The 17,743-nt window shown below is 70.8% G+C and carries 15 protein-coding genes; 8 read left to right on the top strand and 7 right to left on the bottom strand.

Annotation, left to right across the window (positions count from 1 at the left end; translation table 11 throughout):
- Positions 1 to 133: 133 nt before the first annotated feature.
- Positions 134 to 2,413, bottom strand: coding sequence for a transglycosylase domain-containing protein (locus J7E94_RS07245; protein ID WP_215013380.1), 2,280 nt, complete (start codon positions 2,411 to 2,413; stop codon positions 134 to 136).
- Positions 2,414 to 2,667: 254 nt separating this feature from the next.
- Between J7E94_RS07245 and J7E94_RS07240 the strand changes: the two genes are divergently transcribed.
- The 5 genes from J7E94_RS07240 (at position 2,668) to J7E94_RS07220 (ending at position 8,318) form a co-directional block, all read left to right on the top strand.
- Positions 2,668 to 3,576 (top strand): SPFH domain-containing protein, encoded by a 909-nt coding sequence (locus J7E94_RS07240; RefSeq protein ID WP_215013378.1) that lies wholly within the window; start codon positions 2,668 to 2,670, stop codon positions 3,574 to 3,576.
- A 392-nt stretch (positions 3,577 to 3,968) separates the two neighbouring features.
- Complete coding sequence (locus J7E94_RS07235; RefSeq protein WP_215013406.1) at positions 3,969 to 4,238, top strand: hypothetical protein; 270 nt, start codon at positions 3,969 to 3,971, stop codon at positions 4,236 to 4,238.
- Positions 4,239 to 4,762: 524 nt separating this feature from the next.
- A complete protein-coding gene (locus J7E94_RS07230; protein ID WP_215013376.1) occupies positions 4,763 to 5,287 on the top strand; it encodes a PadR family transcriptional regulator in 525 nt (174 codons plus the stop codon).
- A complete protein-coding gene (locus J7E94_RS07225) occupies positions 5,284 to 5,976 on the top strand; it encodes an ABC transporter ATP-binding protein (protein ID WP_215013374.1) in 693 nt (230 codons plus the stop codon). Before J7E94_RS07230 ends, J7E94_RS07225 begins: the two co-directional genes overlap by 4 nt.
- On the top strand, positions 5,973 to 8,318 hold the full coding sequence (locus J7E94_RS07220) for an ABC transporter permease (RefSeq protein ID WP_215013372.1): 2,346 nt from the start codon (positions 5,973 to 5,975) through the stop codon (positions 8,316 to 8,318). The genes J7E94_RS07225 and J7E94_RS07220 overlap by 4 nt, the downstream gene beginning before the upstream one ends.
- A gap of 144 nt (positions 8,319 to 8,462) precedes the next feature.
- Here the strand turns inward: J7E94_RS07220 and J7E94_RS07215 are convergent, their stop codons facing one another.
- Entirely contained in the window at positions 8,463 to 9,410 is a 948-nt protein-coding gene (locus J7E94_RS07215) for a hydrogen peroxide-inducible genes activator (protein WP_215013370.1), read from the bottom strand.
- A 135-nt stretch (positions 9,411 to 9,545) separates the two neighbouring features.
- Between J7E94_RS07215 and J7E94_RS07210 the strand changes: the two genes are divergently transcribed.
- Both J7E94_RS07210 and J7E94_RS07205 read left to right on the top strand, forming a co-directional pair.
- On the top strand, positions 9,546 to 10,100 hold the full coding sequence (locus J7E94_RS07210) for a peroxiredoxin (protein ID WP_215013368.1): 555 nt from the start codon (positions 9,546 to 9,548) through the stop codon (positions 10,098 to 10,100).
- A gap of 3 nt (positions 10,101 to 10,103) precedes the next feature.
- Entirely contained in the window at positions 10,104 to 10,643 is a 540-nt protein-coding gene (locus J7E94_RS07205; protein ID WP_215013366.1) for an alkyl hydroperoxide reductase, read from the top strand.
- A gap of 57 nt (positions 10,644 to 10,700) precedes the next feature.
- On the opposite strand, the gene J7E94_RS07200 is transcribed toward J7E94_RS07205, so the two are convergent.
- The 5 genes from J7E94_RS07200 to J7E94_RS07180 form a co-directional block, all read right to left on the bottom strand.
- On the bottom strand, positions 10,701 to 11,375 hold the full coding sequence (locus J7E94_RS07200; RefSeq protein ID WP_215013364.1) for a hypothetical protein: 675 nt from the start codon (positions 11,373 to 11,375) through the stop codon (positions 10,701 to 10,703).
- Positions 11,365 to 12,783 carry an AI-2E family transporter gene (locus J7E94_RS07195; protein WP_215013362.1) on the bottom strand — a complete coding sequence of 473 codons (1,419 nt, stop codon included), beginning with the start codon at positions 12,781 to 12,783 and terminating at the stop codon, positions 11,365 to 11,367. The genes J7E94_RS07200 and J7E94_RS07195 overlap by 11 nt, the downstream gene beginning before the upstream one ends.
- 115 nt (positions 12,784 to 12,898) lie before the next feature.
- Positions 12,899 to 13,603 carry a transglycosylase SLT domain-containing protein gene (locus J7E94_RS07190; RefSeq protein ID WP_215013360.1) on the bottom strand — a complete coding sequence of 235 codons (705 nt, stop codon included), beginning with the start codon at positions 13,601 to 13,603 and terminating at the stop codon, positions 12,899 to 12,901.
- Between the two features lie 407 nt (positions 13,604 to 14,010).
- Positions 14,011 to 15,327, bottom strand: coding sequence for a PhoH family protein (locus tag J7E94_RS07185; RefSeq protein WP_215013358.1), 1,317 nt, complete (start codon positions 15,325 to 15,327; stop codon positions 14,011 to 14,013).
- A 364-nt stretch (positions 15,328 to 15,691) separates the two neighbouring features.
- Positions 15,692 to 16,453, bottom strand: a complete 762-nt coding sequence (locus J7E94_RS07180) for an isoprenyl transferase (RefSeq protein ID WP_215013356.1) — start codon at positions 16,451 to 16,453, stop codon at positions 15,692 to 15,694.
- 127 nt (positions 16,454 to 16,580) lie between these two features.
- Between J7E94_RS07180 and mgrA the strand changes: the two genes are divergently transcribed.
- Positions 16,581 to 17,618, top strand: a complete 1,038-nt coding sequence (gene mgrA / locus J7E94_RS07175) for an L-glyceraldehyde 3-phosphate reductase (protein ID WP_215013354.1) — start codon at positions 16,581 to 16,583, stop codon at positions 17,616 to 17,618.
- The last annotated feature ends 125 nt before the right edge of the window (positions 17,619 to 17,743 follow it).

Here is a 17,743-nt window from a genome sequence, read left to right as displayed (position 1 = left end):
GATGGCTCCGCCGGGGGCCTCTACGACAGACCGCCGCCCCGCGAGCCGTGAAGGCTGCGGGGCGGCGGTCTTCGATCCGCAGGCCCGGATCCGTCTCCGAATCCGGGTCCGTATCCGTATCCGTATCCGTTGTCTAGCCCTCGGGGAACAGCGGCGGGTCCGGCGGCTTCGGACCGCCGGTCTTGGTCGCGGTCGGCGTCGCGGTCGGCGTCGGAGTCGGCGGCTTGGGACCACCGGTCTTGGTCGGCGTCGGGGTCGGGGTCGGCGTCGCGTTGGGTGAGCTCGGCGGCGCGCTGCTCGTCGCCGGAGCGCTGGAGGACTGGCTGGCGGAGGGCGTCGGGGAGGTGCTGCGGGACGGCGCCTGCGGGGCACCCATCTCCGCCTCCTTCAGGTTGAACGACGCGGTGTCCACGCCCTTGAGGGCGGCGAGGGTGTACGTCTTCCAGATGGAGGCGGGGAAGCTGGAACCACCCGCACGCCCCAGGCCGGCGGTGCCGGTCAGGGTGACCTGGGTGTGGGTGCCCGGCTCCTCGCCGAACATCGCCACGACGGTGACCAGCTCCGGCGTGTAGCCGGTGAACCAGCCGGAGAAGTTCGACTCGCTGGTACCGGTCTTGCCGGCCGCCTCGTAGGCGCTGCTCCTGACCTTGTTGCCGGAGCCGCCCTCGTCGTTGACCACACCGGTGAGCACCTTGGTGACGGTGTCGGCGGTCTGGCGGGAGACGGCCTGGCTGCCGATGGCCTGTTGGGGAGTGAACTCCCGGTCCTTGTGCTCGGCGCTCTTGATGATGGTCGGCGTGACCTTCTTGCCGTGGTTGTCGAAGGTGGCGTAGACGCCCGCCATCTCCACGGTGCTCGCTGTCATCGTGCCGAGCGCCATGGCCGGCTTGTCCTCGGGCCAGCCCTCGCGGTCCTTCATGCCCAGCGCGAGGGCCGTCTTCTTCACGTTGGGCGGCTTCACGTCCACGATCATCTGCGCGTAAACGGAGTTCACCGAGAAGTTGGTGGCGTCCTGGACGGTGATCTCCTTGCCGAAGTCCCTGTCGTCCTGGTTCTCCGGGCTGAACGGGATCTTGCTGCCGACCACCTGGCGCTTGCTGGTGCCGTCGTAGAGCGTATTCGGGGTGATCGGCTTGCCGCCCTGGGTGGTGGCGTTGTTCTCCAGGGCGGAGGCGAGCACGATCGGCTTGAAGGTCGAGCCCGGCTGGTAGTCGGTGCGCAGGGCGTTGCTCGCTGACTTCTCCGCCAGGCCCTGTCCGCCGTACATCGCGACGATCGCACCGGTCTTCGCGTCCACGGAGGTCGCGCCGGCCTGGACGCTCTGGTCCTGGGGACGTTCCTTGGGGTCCTTGCGGTCGAGCTTGGACTCCAGCTCGTCCTGGACGGCCGTCTCCAGCGCCGCCTGCTTCTTCTTGTCGACGTTGAGCGTGATGTTCCAGCCGCCGGCCGCGATCTGGGCGTCGGTGATGCCCTGCTTGTTCATCTCGTCGTTGGAGGCCTGGACCAGGTAGCCCTTCTGGCCGTCCATGCCAGGGCGGGGCTTGGGCTTGATGGGCTCCTGGAAGGCCATGGTCTTGCGCTTGGCCTCGTCCAGCTCGCCCATCTCGACCATGTTGTCGAGGACGGCGTTGAAGCGGATCATGACCAGCCGCTTGCCGTTCGGGCCGGCGGTCGCCCAGTCGTACTGGCTGGGGGCCTGGATGACGGCGGCGAGGTAGGCGCCCTGCTCCAGCGTGAGCTTGTTGGCGTCGACGCCGTAGTAGGCCTGGGCCGCGGCCTGGATCCCGTACGCGCTGCGGCCGTAGAAGTTGGTGTTCAGGTAACCGGCGAGGATTTCATCCTTCTCCATGCGCTGGTCGACCTTGAGGGCGATCACGAGCTCGCGGACCTTGCGCGTCGGCGACTGGTCCTGCGTCAGGTAGTAGTTCTTGACGTACTGCTGGGTGATCGTCGAGCCGCCGGCCGTGCCCTTGCCGCGGACCGTGTTGAACAGGCCCCGGGCCACGCCCATCACGTCGATGCCGCGGTCCTTGTAGAAGGACTTGTTCTCGATGGCGATGAACGCGGTGCGGACGTCGGGGGGGATCTTGTCGATCGGGAGGATCTCGCGGTTCATGTCGCCGGTGCGGGCCATGATCGAGCCGTCGGAGTACCGGTAGGTGTTGCTCTGGAGCGTGGCGCTCTCGTTCGGGTCGGTGGGTTCGTTCACCGAGAAGTAGAGGATGACCGCCGCGGCCATGAAGAGCAGGATCATTCCGAAGAACGTCCCGAGGATCTTCTTCCAGGTGAAGAAGCGACGTATGCCGGTGCGTTTGCCCGCGCCCGCCTTGCCCTTGGTGCCCTGCGCACGTCCGCTCGGCGCCCGCCGCGCACCGCGCTGCTGCTGCGCCTTACGTGCTTCTGCTCGGCCCATCGCTCCCGCTCCGCTCAATTTCCCCCGACGTCAGCTCAGAAAGCTAACACCACAGGTTGTGACAAAGGCTGGCCAACCTTGGCCAATACCGGTCAATTCGGACGTGAGAATCAGCACCCACACCACAGGAACCGACGCATGCGGAGGCCAAAGGGTTGCCGGGCGTCCCACACGTCCCGCACGGACCAAAAAAGTGATATCACTTTGCTAACGGACCGGCCGACGGTCGCGACCACGAGAAACGGGGGCAAACGATGACGAACACCTTCGCCACGCCGGGTGGCGTACGCGAGTTCACCGCGCGCAGCGTGGGCGGCGGCCTGGCGCTGCTGCTCGGACTGGCGGGCATCGCGGCGGGGGCGGGCCTGATCGCGACCGGCGCGGTACTGACGGCCACCGCCTCCAAGGCGTCGCTGATCGCGGGCGGCATCCTGCTGATCCTCGCCTCCATCGTCGCGATGAGCGGGCTCAACACGGTCGCGCCGGGCGAGGCGCGGGTGGTCCAGCTGTTCGGGCGGTACCGGGGGACGATCCGTACGGACGGGCTGCGTTGGGTCAACCCGCTGACCTCCCGGGAGAAGATCTCGACGCGGGTGCGCAACCACGAGACGGCCGTCCTGAAGGTCAACGACGCCTACGGCAACCCGATCGAGCTGGCGGCGGTCGTGGTGTGGCGGGTCGAGGACACGGCGCGGGCGGTGTTCGAGGTCGAGGACTTCACGGAGTTCGTGGAGACGCAGACGGAGGCGGCGGTCCGCCACATCGCGATCGAGTACCCGTACGACGCCCACGAGGAGGGCGGCCTGTCGCTGCGCGGGAACGCCGAGGAGATCACCGAGAAGCTCGCCGTGGAACTGCACGCGCGGGTGGAGGCGGCCGGGGTCCACATCATCGAGTCCCGCTTCACGCATCTCGCGTACGCTCCGGAGATCGCCTCCGCGATGCTTCAGCGCCAGCAGGCGGGCGCGGTCGTGGCGGCCCGCAAGCAGATCGTGGAAGGCGCGGTGGGCATGGTCGAGCTGGCCCTGACCCGCCTGGCGGAGGAGGAGATCGTGGACCTGGACTCGGAGCGCAAGGCCGCCATGGTCTCGAACCTGATGGTGGTCCTCTGCGGCGACCGCGCCGCGCAGCCGGTGCTCAACACGGGCACGCTCTACCAGTGACCCCCGGCGGCGGCACCCGACCCACCCCGGCGGGGGCACCCGACCCGGCCCCCCGGGCAGCTGCCCCTGCCCCGGAACGGCCCGCCCGAACGGGGGCGTCCGACCCGGAGCGGCCCACCCGGGCAGGGGCGTCCGACCCGGAACGGCCCACCCGGGCAGGGGCGTCCGACCCGGAACGGCCCACCCGGGCAGGGGCGTCCGACCCGGAACGGCCCACCCGGGCAGGGGCGTCCGACCCGGAGCCCCGCCCGGCACCACCCGCCCCGGCGGGAACCCCCGCCCCGGAACGGCCCGCCCGGGCGGGGGCGTCCGACCTGGAGCCCCGCCCGGCACCACCCGCACCGGCGGGAACCCCCGCCCCGGAGCGGCCCGCCCGGGCGGGGGCGTCCGACCTGGAGCCCCGCCCGGCACCACCCGCACCGGCGGGAACCCCTGCCCCGGAACGGCCCGCCCGAACGGGGGCGCAGGCGCGCAAGCAGGTCCTGCTGCGGCTCGACCCCCAGGTGTACGACGCGCTGGCCCGCTGGGCGGGCGAGGAACTGCGCAGCGCGAACGCGCAGATCGAGTTCCTGCTCCGCCGCGCCCTCTCCGAGGCGGGCCGCCTCCCCTCCCCCCCGTCTCCCATCCCCCGCCGCGGCCGCCCTCCCAAGCCGACGGCCTGACCGGCCGGGCCCACAGGTGCGGCGCCGCCGCTGGGGCTCCGCCCCAGACCCCGCGCCTCAAACGCCGGCGGGGCTGAGTGGGCCCGCCTCAAGCCCCGGCGTGGCTGGAGGGCGCGCCTCCAAAACCGGCGAGGCTGAGGGGTGCGCCTCAAACGGCAGCGGGCCGGGATTGCCCTGCGGGCGATCCAGCCCGCAGGGCGCAGGGGTCCTGATGGGTGCACTTCCAGACCTACGCCGGCCACATCCAGCCTCGCCAGCGCGGGGCCCGGGGCGGAGCCCAGACCCTCCCAGCCTCGCCGGCGCTTGAGGCGCGGGGCCCGGGGCGGAGCCCCGGTCTTTGAGCCGTGCGGGACCCCTCAGCCGCACCCCAATCCAGCCCCGCCGCATTTCGCCGCGGGGCCCGGGGCGGAGCCCAGACCCCCCCAGCCTCGCCGGCGTTTGAGGCGGGGGGCTCGGGGCCCGGATCCGGCCGGATACGTGCCACGTATACACCGTGGGTATACACACCGTGTACAGTCACCTGCATGTCCATCGGTCACACGCTCCTCGGCCTCCTGGAGGCCGGCCCCCGCCACGGATACGACCTCAAGCGCGCCTTCGACGAGAAGTTCGGCCACGACCGCCCCCTCGCCTACGGCCAGGTCTACTCGACCATGTCCCGCCTCCTCAAGAACGGCCTCGTCGAAGTCGACGGCATCGAGAGCGGCGGCGGCCCCGACCGCAAGCGGTACGCCATCACCGACGCCGGCATCACCGACGTCGAGCGCTGGCTCTCGCAGCCCGAGAAGCCCGAGCCCTACCTCCACTCGACGCTCTACACCAAGATCGTCCTCGCCCTGCTCACCCACCGCAGCGCTGCCGGGCTGCTGGACACCCAGCGCGCCGAACACCTGCGCCTCATGCGCATCCTGACCCAGCGCAAGCGCAAGGGCGACCTCGCCGACCAGCTCGTCTGCGACCACGCCCTGTTCCACCTGGAGGCGGACCTGCGCTGGCTGGAGCTCGCCGCCGCCCGCCTGGACCGGCTCGCCGAGGAGGTACGACGATGACCCACGCGCCCGCCGGCTCTCTGCTCGCCGCCGCGGATCTCCGTAAGACCTACGGATCCACCCGCGCCCTCGACGGCGCCGAGTTCTCCGTCCACCCCGGCGAGGTCGTCGCCGTCATGGGCCCCTCCGGCTCGGGCAAGTCCACCCTGCTGCACTGCCTCGCCGGGATCATCACGCCCGACTCCGGCTCCATCACCTACGCCGGCCGCGAGCTGTCCGCCATGAACGACGCCGAGCGCAGCGCCCTGCGCCGCACCGACTTCGGCTTCGTCTTCCAGTTCGGGCAGCTCGTACCGGAGTTGACCTGCGTGGAGAACGTAGCCCTGCCGCTCCGCCTCACCGGCGTCAAGCGCAAGGAGGCCGAGCGGACCGCCCTGGACTGGATGGAGCGGCTCCAGGTCGAGGACCTGGCCGCCAAGCGCCCCGGCGAGGTCTCCGGCGGTCAGAGCCAGCGCGTGGCCGTCGCCCGCGCCCTGGTCACCCGCCCGCGGGTGATCTTCGCCGACGAGCCCACCGGCGCCCTCAACTCCCTCAACGGCGAGCTCGTGATGCAGCTGCTCACCGAAACCGCCCGGTCCGCCGGCGCCGCCCTGGTCCTCGTCACCCACGAGACGCGCGTGGCGGCCTACTCCGACCGGGAGATCGTCGTGCGCGACGGCATGTCCCGCGACATGGAGCGGATCATATGAGCACGCTCCGGGCATGGGCCCGCGACCTCTCCACAGGCGCCCGCTTCGCCTTCGGCGGCGGCCGTCAGGGCTGGACCCGCACTCTCCTCACCGGCATCGGCGTCGGCCTCGGCGTGGCGCTGCTGCTGATCACCACCGCACTGCCCAGCGCGCTCGCCGCCCGCTACGAACGCGGTGACGCCCGCTCCACGACGACCTCGCCCACCGTCGAACAGCCGGGCCCCGACACCCTGTTGATCTACGGCGCGAACCAGACGTACCGCGACACGGACATCGAGGGAGCCCTCCTCCAGGCCGAGGGCCCGGACGCACCTCTTCCGCCAGGCCTGACGAAGATCCCCGGCCTGGGCGAGATGGCCGTCTCCCCCGCCCTGCGGCAGCTGCTGGAGTCCTCCGACGGCAAGCTGCTGCGCGACCGCCTCGACGGGAGGATCTCCGAGGTCATCGGCGACACCGGCCTCATCGGCCCCGGCGAACTCCTCTTCTACGCCGGTACCGACCGCCTCGGGAAATCCGGCCCGCAGGACTACCGCGTCCAGCGGATCACCGGCTTCTCCCACGCCGGGGAACGCGAGCAGCTCGACCCGGTCCTGACGCTCCTGGTGGTGCTGACCTTCGTCGCGCTGCTGCTGCCCGTCGCCGTGTTCATCGCCGCCGCCGTCCGCTTCGGCGGTGAGCGCCGCGATCGCCGGCTGGCGGCCCTTCGCCTGGTCGGCGCCGACGCGCTGATGGTCCGCCGGATCGCCGCCGGCGAGGCCCTCGCCGGGTCCCTGGTCGGCCTGGTCCTGGGCGTCGGCTTCTTCGCCGTCGGCCGCGGGCTCGTCGGCAGCTTCACACTCCAGGAGCGCAGCGTCTTCCCGGCCGACCTCGACCCCTCGGTGTGGCTGGCCGCGCTCGTCGCGCTCGTGGTGCCCGCCGCGGCCGTCGCCGTGACCCTGTTCGCGATGCGCGGCGTGGTCGTCGAGCCGCTGGGCGTCGTCCGTACGGTCACCCCGCGGCGGCGGCGCATCTGGTGGCGGCTGCTGCTGCCGCTGGCCGGACTCGGCCTGCTCGCCCCGATGACGGGCCGCGGCAACAGCCAGGACGACTTCAACCGGACGCAGGTCAGCGCCGGTGTGGTGCTGCTGCTGGTCGGCATCACCGCCCTACTGCCCTGGCTGCTGGAGCAACTCGTCGGCCGGACCTCAGGCGGCGGCCCGGTCTCCTGGCAGTTGGCCGTCCGCCGCCTCCAGCTCGACAGAGGCGCCGCCACCCGGCTCGTCAACGGCATCGCGGTCGCCGTGGCCGGGGCCATCGCCCTGCAGATGCTCTTCGCCGCCGTCGAGGCCGACTACACCGAGGCCACCGGCCAGGACCCATCGCGGGCCGCCCTTTCGGTCCTGCTGCCCCGGGACGGCGAGGACCGGGCCGACGCGCTCGCCGCAAAGATCTCCGCGGCCAGGGGCGTCGCCCGAGCCGTTCCGCTGACCGCCCTGTACTCCACCCGCCTCGCGGATGCGGGCAGCAGGGTCGCGATCACCGCCGGTACGTGCGAGGCGCTGCGCGAGGTCGCCGTACTGGACGCGTGCAAGGATGGTGACGCTTTCGTGCTCACCGGCACCGAGGACAAGGACTCCGGCATCTACGGCTCCCCCGCGAAGCCGGGCGAGACACTGAGCGTCAGCCCGGCCACCGGCCCCGAGAAGGACGAGAAGACTTTCGAGTGGACCCTCCCGGCCACGGCCCTCACCGTCGCCAGCCGCGTGGATCCGACCGGCAGTCTGCGCGACGGGATCCTGGTGACCCCGTCGATCGCCCCCAAGGCCGTCGGCGACGCCGGGAACACCCAGGTGTTCGTCCAGCTCGACGAGTCCGTGCCGGACGCCCTGGAGCTGGCCCGTACGGCCACCGTCAAGGCGGATCGGCTCAGCCGCGTCATGACGCTGAAGTCCACCACGCAGGACGCCGGTTACGCGGCGATCCGCACCGGGCTGTTCTTCGGCGCGACCGCCGTGTTGATCCTGATCGGCGCGAGCCTGCTCGTCTCGCAGCTGGAGCAGCTGCGTGAGCGCAGGAAACTGCTGTCGTCCCTGGTCGCCTTCGGCACCAAGCGTTCCACGCTGTGCCTGTCGGTGCTCTGGCAGACCGCACTGCCGATCACGCTGGGCCTGGCCCTGGCGGCGGCGGTGGGCGTGGGCCTCGGCGCGGTCCTGATGCGGATGGCCGGCCGAGCCGTCCGGATCGACTGGGCCCCGGTCACGGCGATGACCGGCGTCGGCGCGGGCCTGGTCGCCGCGATGACCGTACTCAGCCTGCCACCGCTGCTCCGCCTGATGCGCCCGGACGGCCTGCGGACGGAGTAGTCCCGCCGGGTGCGGCGCCGCTGCCGGAGGTCAGCCACATCCAGCCTCGCCGGCGTTTGAGGCGCGGGGTCTGGGGCGGAGCCCCAGCAGCGGCGCCGCACCCGCCCAGCACCCGCACGCACCCGCACCCGCACCCGCACACCCTCAATCGGTAGGCCACACCGGAAGCGGCCGCACCGCCTCCCGCAGGGCAGCGGCAACCGCCCGGAACTCCTCCTGCCGCGCCGTCCCGGTCCGCATCGCCAGTGCGATCCGCCGCGACGGCACCGGCTCGGCGAAGTACCCCGTGGCCAGGTACTCGTTGCGCGCGGTCTCCAGCCGCAGCGCGGTCCGCGGCAGCAGCGTGACCCCCAGCCCCCCGGCGACCAGCTGGACGAGGGTGGACAGCCCGGCGGCGGTCGTCGTGACGTCCGCGCCGGTGGTGCGCCCCGCCTCGCGGCAGATGTCCAGGGCCTGGTCCCGCAGGCAGTGCCCTTCGTCGAGCAACAGCAGCTGCAGCCCCCGCAGTTCCTCGCGCGGGATGTCCCGCCGCCCGGCCAGCGGATGCTCGCGGGGTGCGAGGAGCACGAAGTCCTCGTCGAATATCGGCAGTTCGGTGACTCCGGGCACCCCCAGCGGCACCGCGAGCAGCAGCAGGTCCAGGCGCCCGCCGGCCAGCCCCTCCAGCAGGGAGGCGGTCTGCTCCTCGTGCACCTGGAGGTCCATCCGCGGGTAGCGCCGGTGGAACAGCCCGAGCACGGTCGGCAGCAGGTAGGGGGCCACCGTGGGGATCACCCCCAGCCGCAGGACCCCGGTGAAGGGCGCCCGTACGGCCTCGGCCTCCTCCAGCAGCCCGCCCATGGCGTCGAGCACCACCTTCGCCCGGGCCGCGATCCGCTCGCCCGCCGGGGAGAGCAGCACCTTGCGGGTGGTGCGCTCCAACAGCTGTACGCCGAGGGCCTCCTCCAGCGCGGAGACCGCCCCGGAGAGCGCCGGCTGGCTCATGCCGATGGCCGCGGCGGCGTCCCGGAAGTGCAGGTGCTCGGCCACGGCCGCGAAGGCGCGCAGCTGTGCGAGGGTGGGTTGCTTCGCTCCCCTATTACCGACAGCCACTGATAGGTACCTCCGATCACCTGCCACAAGACTAGCTATTTCTGTAATCAATGCAGGTGTGTCAGCATGTGAGATACGTCCAACCCCCTCGGAATGGCCCCAAAAAGGTCACTTTCCATTTCGCAAGGAGAGCACGTGCTCACTGTCGGCGACACGTTCCCCACGTACGATCTGACCGCCTGCGTCTCGCTCGAAGCGGGCAGCGAGTTCGCCCAGATCGACCACAAGACCTACGAGGGCAAGTGGCGCGTGGTGTTCTTCTGGCCGGCCGACTTCACGTTCGTCTGCCCGACCGAGATCGCCGCCTTCGGCAAGCTGAACGAGGAGTTCGCCGACCGCGACGCGCAGATCCTCGGTGTCTCCGGCGACTCCGAGTACGTCCACCACGCCTGGCGCAAGGACCACGCCGACCTGCGCGACCTGCCCTTCCCGATGCTGGCCGACTCCAAGCACGAGCTGATGCGCGACTGCGGCATCCAGGGCGCCGACGGCTTCGCCCAGCGCGCCGTCTTCATCGTGGACCCGAACAACGAGATCCAGTTCTCGATGGTGACCGCCGGTTCCGTGGGCCGTAACCCCAAGGAGGTCCTGCGGGTCCTCGACGCCCTGCAGACCGACGAGCTGTGCCCCTGCAACTGGAACAAGGGCGAGAACACCCTCGACGCCGGCGCCCTGCTGGCCGGTGAGTGACGGATGTCCCTCGACTCCCTCAAGTCCGCCCTACCGGACTTCGCCAAGGACCTGAAGCTGAACCTCGGTTCGGTCATCGGCAACCAGGACACCCTCTCCCAGCAGCAGCTGTGGGGCACCGTCCTGTCCTGCGCGATCGCCGCCCGCTCCCCGCGCGTCCTGCGTGAGCTGGAGCCGGAGGCGAAGGCGGCGCTGTCCCCCGAGGCGTACACCGCCGCCAAGTCCGCCGCGGCCGTCATGGCGATGAACAACGTCTTCTACCGCACGCGGCACCTGCTCTCCGACCCGGAGTACGGCACCCTGCGCGCGGGCCTGCGGATGAACGTCATCGGCAACCCGGGCGTGGAGAAGGTCGACTTCGAGCTGTGGTCGCTCGCGGTCTCCGCGATCAACGGCTGCGGCCAGTGCCTGGACTCGCACGAGCAGGTCCTGCGCAAGGCGGGCGTGGACCGCGAGACGGTCCAGGAGGCCTTCAAGATCGCCTCGGTGATCCAGGCCGTCGCCGTCACCCTCGACGCGGAAGCGGCCCTCGCCGCCGAGTAGTCACCCGTACGACGCACACGGCCCCCGCAGCCGTTCCCGGCCGCGGGGGCCCTGCCGTCACTTCTTCAGCGCCAGTATCAGGGCGCGCATGTCCTCGATCATCGCCGATGTGAGGGCGTCCTCGTCGGCCTCGGCGTCCCCGTCCTGGCCAAACCACTGGACGGTGAGCGTGAAGACCGCCCCGCCGTCGAGGACCTGGAGCCGTGGCTCCATCGCATGCCCGCTGATCAGCGCCCGTTCCCCGAGACCGGGGACCTGCTCCGCCTCGCCGGGCACCACGTCCATGAAGAGGCTGAGCCCGGGCTGGGCGCCGAACTCCGGCCCGGGGTCGGTCTTCTTGTGCAGGTCGACCTGGACCCGGCCGTAGTAGCCGGCCCGGCGCTCGGTCCGCATCGGTTCGTACGTGCAGGAGGACCAGTCCAGGGCGGGACCCTCGCCGTGGCGTTGCCGCCCCTTCTCGAACCCTCCGGCCAAGGAGCCGAGCGTGGTCAGCGGCGCCTCCTTGCACAGCTCCTCGGAGTGCCGGTAGTCGATCCGCGGCCCAGTGGTGAATCGATTCTGCGCCGCCAGGGCGCCCACCCACACCGCCGAGGCCAGCACCGCTCCGCCCAGCGCCCACAGCCAGGGGCGGGCCGGCGGTCGCGTGGACGGCCCGGCCCCCGCGCCCGGCTCCGCCACCTCGGCCGGACGCTGCGGCTCCCCCTCCCCGTCCAGCTCCGGTTCAGTGATCACCGGAACCGGCCCCGCGCGCCGCCGAGCCGAGGGCGGTCGCCCCGTGCGGCGCGGGCCCCACTCCTCCGGCCCCGTGGTGGAGCTGTTCGCGCGAGTACGCCTTCAGGTAGGACACCACGGTGTTGGTGACGGCGACCAGCGGTACGGCGACCACCGCCCCGCCGATGCCCGCGATCATGCCGCCCGCGGCGACCGAGAGGACCACCGCGAGCGGGTGCACCCGTACCGCACGGCCCAGGATGAAGGGCTGGAGCACGTGCCCCTCGATCTGCTGCACCGCCAGCACGACGAGCAGCACCATCAGGGCGCTGAAGACGCCCTGGGTCACGAGCGCGACGACCACCGCGAGGGCGCCGGAGACCACCGCGCCGACGAGCGGGATGAAGGCGAACAGGAAGATGAAGACGGCGAGCGGCACGGCCATCGGCACGTCGAGGAAGTAGATGCCGAGGCCGATGAAGATGGCGTCGATGAGCGCGACCAGCACGGTGCCCCGTACGTACGCGGTCAGCGTGCGCCAGGCGCGCGGTCCGGCTCCCGCCACACCGGGGCGGGCCGCTGCCGGGACGAGGTTGAGCGTCCAGGTCCAGATGCGCTTGCCGTCGTAGAGCAGGAAGAGGGTCGAGAACATCGCGAGCAGAATGCCCGTCAGCACCTCGACGAGGACCGTCACGCCCTGGAGGCCGGCGGAGGTGATCTGCTCGGTGTTGGTGCCGATGGTCTCGCTGAGGTTCTTCGCGATGTCGTTGATCTGCTTCTCGGTCACGTGGAACGGACTGTCCAGGGCCCAGAGTTTGAGCTCGTTGATGCCGTCGCGGACCCGGTCGGAGAGGTCGTCGAGGTTCTCCATGACCTGCCAGACCACGAACCAGCCGACGAGTCCGATGATCACGAATCCGAGGATCGCGGTGACGACGGTGGCGAGCCCGCGCGGCAGCCCGAGCCGGCGCAGCCGGACCACGAAGGGCTGGAGCAGCGCGGTCACGAGCAGGGCGGCGGCGAAGGCGAGGACGACCAGGCGGACTTCGCTGATCACCTTCATCAGCACCCAGAGCATCCCGGCGAGGAGCAGCAGCCGCCAGCTGACCTCGGCAGCGACGCGCATGCCCCAGGGGACCACACTGGCCGGGTCGGGCCGCTGGGGCAGGACCGCGTGGGCGGCCGGCGGCGCCGCCACCGCAGCCGCGGCGCCCGCAGCGGCACCGCCGGCGCCGGCACCCGCTCCCGCTCCCGTGTCGGCGGCCGCTCCCGGGACCGGGGCGGCCGCGGCGGGCTGCGGAAGTGCGCCGGGCGCGGGCAGGTCGCCCCTTGCCTCGGCCTCGGCTTCGGCGCGCAGCTCGTCGAGCCGCGCCTCGATCCGGTTCAGCCTGCTCCCGAGCCGGCCGAGCCAGCCTGCCCACTTCGCCATGTCGTCCCCTTCCCCCGCCCACTGGTCACACCTCGAATGACCGTACACGCGCGGAGCCCCGCACCGTAGGACGGTGCGGGGCTCCGCGGGGTTGAGCGGGGTGCGGCGGCGGTTTCTAGTACCAGCCGTTGGCCTGGTGGAAGTTCCAGGCTCCGCACGGGCTGCCGTAACGCTCGTTCATGTAGTTCAGGCCCCACTTGATCTGCGTGGCGGGGTTCGTGCGCCAGTCGGCACCGGCCGTGGCCATCTTCGAGCCCGGGAGCGCCTGGACGAGGCCGTAGGCACCCGAGGAGGAGTTGACGGCCTGGTAGTTCCAGGTGGATTCCTGGTTGATGATGTTGGAGAAGCACTGGAACTGGCCGGACGGGACCATCTGCTGGGCGATGGCCTTGACCTGAGCGACCGTGTAGGAGCTCTTGACCTCGAAGTCGCCGGCGTCGCGGGCGGCGGAGCGGCTGGCCGCGTCCTTCGCCTCGCGGTCCGCCTTCGCCTTGGCGTCGGCTTCGGCCTTCGCCTTCTCCGCCTCGGCCTTCTTGGACTTGGCGTCCTCGGCGGCCTGGAGGCGGGCGGCCTCCTCCGCCGAGCGCTTGGCGTCGGCGTCGGCGGCGTGGACGATGGCGTCGGCCTGCTGCGTCAGGGACGCGCTCTGGACCTGTGCCTGGTCGCCGACCGGGATGTCAGTGAGGAGCGTCGCGCCGGACGCGGTCGTCTCGAGATCGTTCGAGGAGGGGTCGCCAGTGGCAACACCCACGACTGCGCCGACGGTGGTGACCGCGGTGGCCGAAGCCACTGCGAACCCCCGGACCGAGATCCGGCTCACATGATGTCCTTCCAGCAGCGCCCGCAGTGACCGCGCGAGCGCAAGAGTGCCCCTCGACACTGGCCTCCGTGGTTCTGCGGTCACTGGAGGCGCGGGCCCGTGGGCAGCTCCCTTACGGGGGCTGCCGCGTAACTCCGGGCGGCATACGGCAATCGACTGTGGAGTTGTGTGTGCGTACCTCACTGGAGGTACAGGTGTGCCGTATGCGGGGCCTGACGGAAAACAGACTCTGCCGGACCGCGATGCCGCAGGGCAATTCCCTGTTGCGTGGGAAAGGTCACACCGGGCATGTCACAGTTGTTTTCACCAAAGGCCTGTGCAGCACGACGCCGCCCGGCTAGGCTCTCGGGCCTTGCCGGGCGGCGCCAACTCACCTTCCCGCTATGGGCGTTTTGCCCCTGATGTCGCTACAGGGACTCGAGCATCTCGGTGACCAGTGCGGCGATCGGGGAGCGCTCGGACCGGCTCAGCGTGACGTGGGCGAAGAGGGGGTGCCCCTTCAACTTCTCGACCACGGCGACGACTCCGTCGTACCGGCCGACCCGCAGGTTGTCCCGCTGGGCGACATCATGGGTCAGAACGACCCTCGAATTGGCGCCAATTCTGGACAGAACGGTCAGCAGGACATTGCGCTCCAGCGACTGCGCCTCGTCCACGATCACGAAGGCGTCGTGCAGCGAGCGGCCGCGGATGTGCGTGAGCGGCAGGACCTCCAGCATCCCGCGGTTCAGCACCTCCTCGATGACCTCGCGCCCGGCCACCGCCGAGAGGGTGTCGAAGACCGCCTGCGCCCAGGGGCTCATCTTCTCGGACGCGTCCCCCGGCAGGTAGCCGAGGTCCTGGCCGCCCACCGCGTACAGCGGCCGGAAGACCATCACCTTCTGGTGCTGCCTGCGCTCCAGCACCGCCTCCAGGCCCGCGCACAGCGCCAGGGCCGACTTTCCGGTACCGGCCCGGCCGCCCATCGAGATGATCCCGATCTCCGGGTCGAGGAGGAGGTCCAGCGCGATGCGCTGCTCGGCACTGCGGCCGTGCAGCCCGAAGGCCTCGCGGTCGCCCCGTACGAGCTTCACGTTGCCGTCCGCCGTGACCCGGCCCAGCGCCTTGCCGCGCTCGGACTGGAGGACCAGTCCGGTGTGCACGGGCAGTTCGGCGGCCTCCGGAACGTAGAGCCGCTCCTCCGAGTAGAGGAGGTCCACCTGCTCCCCGGAGAGGGCGACCTCGCCCATGCCCGTCCAGCCGGCATCGGTGATCGCGAGCTCCGCGCGGTACTCCTCGGCGATCAGCCCCACGGAGGAGGCCTTGATGCGCAGCGGGAGATCCTTCGAGACCACCGTGACGTCGTAGCCCTCGGCCTGCAGATTGCGGGCGACCGCGAGGATCCGCGAGTCGTTGTCCCCCAGTCGGAAGCCGGCGGGCAGCACGCCCGGGTCGGAGTGGTTGAGCTCGACACGCAGGCTGCCGCCCAGATCGCCCAGCGGGATGGGTGCGTCGAGGCGGCCGTACCGGACCCGGAAGTCGTCGAGCAGGCGCAGGGCCTGTCGCGCGAAGTACCCGAGTTCCGGATGGTGCCTCTTTGCCTCCAGCTCGGTGATCACCACGATCGGGAGCACGACCTCGTGCTCGTCGAAACGGGTGATGGCGTTGGGGTCTGCCAGCAGGACGCTGGTGTCGAGGACGTAGGTCCGCCTGTCGGGCAGGCGGCGCTTTGTGCTGGTCACCACGGAAGGACGTACCCCCTCGGAAGAGGTCGGGCCATGAAGACCGGACCGGTCATCGGCACCCATGCCAGGGCCGATTTCCGGCCCTCCCACTTCGTCCGTGCGAACCGCACGTGCGTCCTGGTGCAAAGGGCCTCCCGGGCGGACGACCCCATGCCGTCCGCTGAGACTCGACACCCGTGGATCGGGCATCGACCTGAAAGGGATATTCCCCGATCAGGCCAGGCCATGCCTTGGCATATGACGGACGCTCGGTGAACCCTCCCCCGGCTACCGCTGGGAGGTGCCCCCAGGTTCAGGGTTCGGGGGAGGAGGGCGGCGGGGCCGAAGGGGCGTCAGAAGGGGAAACAGAAACTCCCGGCACCTCTCAGGTGCCGTACCGCCGGTGGCGGGCCGCGTAGTCGCGCAGCGCCCGCAGGAAGTCGACCTTGCGGAAGGCCGGCCAGAAGACCTCGCAGAAGTAGTACTCGGAATGGGCGCTCTGCCACAGCATGAATCCGGACAGCCGCTGCTCGCCGCTGGTGCGGATCACGAGGTCCGGGTCGGGCTGGCCGCGCGTGTAGAGGTGCTCCGCGATGTGGTCGATGTCGAGGATCTCGGCGAGCTCCTCGAAGGAGGTGCCCTTCTGCGCGTGCTCCAGCAGCAGCGAGCGGACCGCGTCGGCGATCTCCTGGCGGCCGCCGTAGCCGACGGCGACGTTGACGAGTATCCCGTCGACGTCGTGCGTGGCCTGCTCGGCCTCCTTCAGCACGGTCTGAGTCCGCGAGGGCAGGATGTCGAGGTTGCCGACGTGGTGGACGCGCCAGCGGCCGTCCGCGGCCAGGCCGCGCACGGTGTTCTCGATGATGTTGAGCAGCGGGCGGAGCTCGACCTCCGGCCGGTCCAGGTTGTCGGTGGAGAGCATCCACAGGGTGACGACCTCGACGTCCGTCTCGGTGCACCAGCCCAGCATCTCGGAGATCTTGTCGGCTCCGGCCTGGTGGCCCTGTTCCGTCGTACCTCCGGACGCCTTCGCCCAGCGCCTGTTCCCGTCCAGGATCACGCCGATGTGCTTGGGCGACGCGTCATGGTCGAGGCGGCCTTCCACCCGGCGTGCGTAGAGCCTGTACACCAGGTCGCGCAGCTTCACGATCTTGCAGCCCCTCCGTGCAGTGCCCCCGTGCGAATGCGGTCCTCCCCCGAGGCCGCCACATTACTGCGCGGCGGGATCGGGTACCCAACTCGGCCTGTCACAGCTCCGTGATAGGGAGGACATCGTGACTGATACCAATCCCTATCGGGCAGAGCCCTCGCGCTACGACTCCATGGAGTACCGGCGCACCGGCCACAGCGGCCTCAAGCTCCCCGCCATCTCCCTCGGCCTCTGGCACAACTTCGGTGACGACAAGGCCCTGGAGACCCAGCGGGCGATCCTGCGCCGGGCCTTCGACCTGGGCGTCACCCACTTCGACCTGGCGAACAACTACGGTCCGCCGCCCGGTTCGGCCGAGCTCAACTTCGGCAAGATCTTTTCGCAGGACTTCGCGTCCTACCGCGACGAGCTGATCCTCTCCACCAAGGCCGGGTACCTGATGCACCCCGGGCCGTACGGGGAGTGGGGCAGCCGGAAGTACCTGCTCAGCTCGCTCGACGCCTCGCTGAAGCGGATGGGGGTGGACTACGTCGACATCTTCTACTCGCACCGCTTCGACCCGCAGACGCCGCTGGAGGAGACCATGGGCGCCCTCGCGTCCGCGGTCCAGCAGGGCAAGGCGCTGTACGTGGGCGTCTCCTCCTACACGGCGGAGCAGACGGCCGAGGCGGTACGGATCCTGCGCGCGATGGGCGTGCGGCCGCTGATCCACCAGCCCTCGTACTCCATGATCAACCGCTGGACGGAGGAGGACGGGCTGCTGGACACCCTGGAGGAGTCCGGCATGGGCTGCATCTCCTTCGCGCCGCTCGCGCAGGGGCTGCTGACCGCCAAGTACCTGAAGGACATCCCGGAGGGCTCGCGGGCCACCCAGGGCAAGTCGCTGAACCCGGACCTGCTGTCGGAGGACGTCGTCCGCCGGCTGAACGGGCTGAACGACATCGCGGCCCGCCGGGGCCAGTCCCTGGCGCAGCTGGCGCTGCGGTGGGTGCTGCGCGACGACCGGATGACGTCCGCGCTGATCGGCGCGTCGAGCGTGCGGCAGCTGGAGGAGAACGTGGCCGCGTTGCGCGGGGCTCCGCTGTCGGAGCGGGAGCTGAAGGAGATCGACTCGTTCGCGGTTTCCACCCCGGGCACCAACATCTGGGCCCAGCGGGGCTGACCTGCGCGAACGCCGTCGGGGCGGGGGGAACGAAAAACGGGCCGGTCCGTGGGGGGGGATACGGACCGGCCCGAGGGGGGGGTTCCACCATAACCCTTCGTAAAGCGTGATGCGTGCATTGGCGC

It is taken from the genome of Streptomyces sp. ISL-94 (assembly GCF_018614075.1).
GTDB lineage: Bacteria > Actinomycetota > Actinomycetes > Streptomycetales > Streptomycetaceae > Streptomyces.
This window is presented reverse-complemented; position numbering and strand designations above follow the sequence as displayed.